Annotated in this window: 1 protein-coding gene and 1 pseudogene; both read right to left on the bottom strand. The window is 66.0% G+C overall.

Annotation, left to right across the window (positions count from 1 at the left end; translation table 11 throughout):
- A pseudogene (locus WAN02_RS27585) lies at positions 1-269 on the bottom strand (2Fe-2S ferredoxin); the annotation flags it as partial.
- Positions 266-1,661 (bottom strand): FAD-dependent oxidoreductase (locus WAN02_RS27580; protein WP_422268379.1); only part of this gene is annotated, 1,396 nt, incomplete at its 5' end. The pseudogene WAN02_RS27585 and the gene WAN02_RS27580, both read right to left, overlap by 4 nt.

Genomic DNA, 1,661 nt, shown 5'->3' with positions numbered 1-1,661 from the left:
TGCAGTCGGGATTGCTGATCACGCCAGGCGACCAGCTCGACGCCGGCCACGCGAGTGCCCAGCGGCCGACCGCTGCGCACATCGCGGCTCGCCGCGAACGTGTACCAATTGCCGGTCGGCCGGCGCTGCGACCGGTTCAGCGCGGCCTCGATGATCGCGGGGGATGCATCGCGGTACGTCGGACTCTGGTCGGCCCACCTCACCGGCGGGATCGCCTGCAGCGGCCAATCTTTGGGCCAGCGGCGCCGCACGTTGTCGCTCATACTCATGGTCGCGAAACCCTTTCTCGGCCGGCCAGATGGCGCAATAGCGCCCAACGGCCTTGGGTGGGGACGGTGCTCAGGGCGTGGCCGGCGAGTCCCCACTGCTTCAGTAAGTGGTTGGCGGCGGTCCATCCGGTGGTGGCCGCGCGCTCCATCAGCGCCACCGGTAAGTCGATGCGCACCCCGTCGCCGGCCAGCAGTAGCCCCGGCAGCGGTGTTACGACGCCGGGCCGGTGTGCGTGGGTGCCGGGGGCGAAAAGCGGGCAATCGCGATGCCGCAGGATGCGTTCGTGGACCGCTCGTGCCCAGCGGGTCTCCGGGTACAGCTTATGCAGCTGGTTCACCATGGCTTCTTGGGGGTCTGTGGATTCCACTGCGTACGAATGTAATTCGACAACAGAGCCACCAGTTGCCTGGGCCCAGTCGCGGGCTTGGCGTTCGTATCGATCCAAGACGCTGATGTTGTCCAGCGGTTCGTGGCCGGCCGTACCCAGAAACGCTGCTCGATCGGCGGACACCGGGCGGTCGAGCCACAAGCGCTGCACGATGAACGGCGGGGCGGTACGCAGCTTCTTGATCCGCGCCCGCCAGAAGTCGTCGCCAAGGCCGGGTGACGCCGCCACAATCCGCTGCAGGCCGGCTACGTCGGTAGCCAATACCACGGCGTCGGCACCAATCTGATCGCCGGTATCGGTACGGATCTGGTATGTCTGGGTGCGGTCGCGGGCGATGCTGGTCACCGCGCTGGCTTGGTGGAATCGCACCCCGAGGCCGGCCAGATATTGCTGCAATGGTTGCCACAGCGCGGTGTCGTAGTTGGCGTTGGCCACATCGAAGATCAGTCCCTCGCTGGAGCCGAGGAAGTAGATGTGGAACATGGTGGCCAGCTCCGCGGCCGACAGCTGGGTCGGACTGGCGAAGAAGCTGCGCGAAAACACCTCGAACGCCAGATGCCGAGCGGCTTCGGGGAAGTTGATGCTCTTCAGGAACGTCTCGGCGTCGACGTGATCGATGCGGTGATAGATGTCGGGCAGTGACACGGCGGCAAGCGGGGCGGCGGCACGCGCGTCGATGCGGGCAAGGTCTGTGAGCCGAAAAGTCGGGCTGCGCAAGGCGAATACCAATGCGTTCCATGGCGGGTTGCGCGGTAAACCACGGAAGGTGTCTTGTCGTCCGGCGCCGTCGATGAGCGGGTAGTCGTCGACCGGACTCAGCATGGACAACGAGGCATCGACCCGGCTCAGCAACGCGCGCAAGTTGTAGTACTGCCGGAAGAAGGCATGGAAGCCGCGGTTCATCGCGAGCTCGACGCCGTCGGAGTGATCGGTCCAGCCGCCGACTCGCCCGCCCAGGTAGTTCTCCCGTTCGATGACGTCGACGCTGACACCACGCTCGGCC

This window comes from Mycobacterium sp., from assembly GCF_049281135.1.
GTDB lineage: Bacteria > Actinomycetota > Actinomycetes > Mycobacteriales > Mycobacteriaceae > Mycobacterium.
The sequence above is the reverse complement of the archived record's forward strand: the minus strand, read 5'-3'. Positions and strand labels throughout refer to the sequence as shown.